This is a genomic window from Agrilactobacillus composti DSM 18527 = JCM 14202, assembly GCF_001436375.1.
Taxonomy (GTDB): domain Bacteria; phylum Bacillota; class Bacilli; order Lactobacillales; family Lactobacillaceae; genus Agrilactobacillus; species Agrilactobacillus composti.
Genome location: NZ_AZGA01000027.1, coordinates 1 through 1,493, shown reverse-complemented (window position 1 = coordinate 1,493; position 1,493 = coordinate 1). Strand labels below are relative to the sequence as shown.

Genomic DNA, 1,493 nt, shown 5'->3' with positions numbered 1-1,493 from the left:
TGAAGTGCCCTACAATTGTTAGACAAGAAGTCTAATGATTGTGGGGTATTTTATATGACAAAATACAGTAGCCGATTTAGAGCTAAGATAGTTTCTCGGTATTTAGAAGGGAATATCAGTTATGAAGATCTATGTGCAGAATATAATATTTCTGGAACGTGGATTTTGAGAGAATGGGTTCAGCGTGCCAAAGTACACGGGATAGATTCAATAAAAGTCAAACACTCACGCACTGTCTATCCACAAGACTATAAACTGGCAGTGGTAGAATATGTGCATACACATCAAGTCAGCTGTGCGCAGGCTGCGGCACGTTTTGGCATCTCTACGAGTCAAGCCTATTCTTGGAATCGTATTGTAAGAGAGCAAGGTGTCGCCGGACTGCGTCCGAAAGCGAAAGGAAGACATCCGGACATGAGTAAGTACAAAAAAATTAAACCTATCAAACGACTTAAGCCAACACAAGAAGAGAAATATAAACAGGAAATCTTGGAGCTGAAACAGCAACTCCATGAAGCTAGATTGGATCGCGATCTTTTAAAAGCACTCGCGACCCTAACGAGAAGTTCTCAGAAGCACTCTCCACGAAAGTAAAAACGAGAATGGTCTCTTCGTTACGGTCGCACTATTCATTACAGGAATTATTGTCAGCGCTTAAACTGCCACGGTCAACATACTATGACCGTCTCAAACGAGACAAGAAACCAGACAAATATGCCAAGGTCAAAGCTTTCATCAAAAAGCTTTACTACAAAGAACACGAAACATACGGCTATCGGCGGATCCATGATGAAGCAGTCAAGCAGGGGTTTCTATATGCGGAAGAAACCATTCGGCGACTGATGAGTGATATGGGACTAAAAGTTTCAATCTATTCTAAACACACGGCTCAGTATCATTCCTACAAAGGCAAAGTTGGAATCGTCGCCCCAAACATCCTTAAACAGCAGTTTAAGGCCAAAAAGCCACTTACAACAATGCATACTGATGTCACACAGGTACGACTTTATAATGGAGAATGGGGGTATGTTTCTGCAATTACAGATGAAGCTAGCAGAGAGGTATTGGTCGCAATTGTCAGTTCATCTCCAAATAAAGCATTGATTCAAGCATCTTTGGATGAGCTGAAGAAACACTTGAAAGCGGGCCTAAGGCCAATCCTCCATTCAGATCAAGGCTGGCAATATCAAATGTCAGCATATCGGGCACGGCTAAAACAGCTGCATATCCGACAAAGTATGTCGCGCAAAGGCAATTGCCATGACAATGCGCCAATAGAAAGTTTCTTTAACCTTATGAAACGTGAATGTCTTAATAGATATCAAATCGATGATATCAATGCATTGCGTCAACTGGTTAATAATTACGTTCAATGGTTTAATAATGAAAGAATTTCTAGAAACAAAAATGGCTTGACCCCTGTTGAATACAGGAACCAAGCCATGGTAGCTTGAACTAAATTGAAACTTGTCTAACTTTTCTATTGCACTTCA

At 40.9% G+C, this 1,493-nt stretch carries 2 protein-coding genes; both read left to right on the top strand.

All coding sequences use genetic code 11. From position 1 onward, the window contains the following. Nucleotides 1-54 precede the first annotated feature (54 nt). On the top strand, nt 55-594 hold the full coding sequence (locus FC83_RS06670) for a helix-turn-helix domain-containing protein (protein WP_035456416.1): 540 nt from the start codon (nt 55-57) through the stop codon (nt 592-594). Between the two features lie 8 nt (nt 595-602). Beyond that, the gene (locus FC83_RS06665) at nt 603-1,454 is read left to right on the top strand and encodes an IS3 family transposase (protein ID WP_035456413.1); all 852 of its coding nucleotides are present in this window, start codon (nt 603-605) and stop codon (nt 1,452-1,454) included. Nucleotides 1,455-1,493: the final 39 nt, after the last annotated feature.

Coding starts and splice junctions, on each gene's coding strand:
- FC83_RS06670 (WP_035456416.1), top strand. CDS start 55: ATGACAAAATACAGTAGCCGATTTAGAGCTAAGATAGTTTCTCGGTAT.
- FC83_RS06665 (WP_035456413.1), top strand. CDS start 603: ATGGTCTCTTCGTTACGGTCGCACTATTCATTACAGGAATTATTGTCA.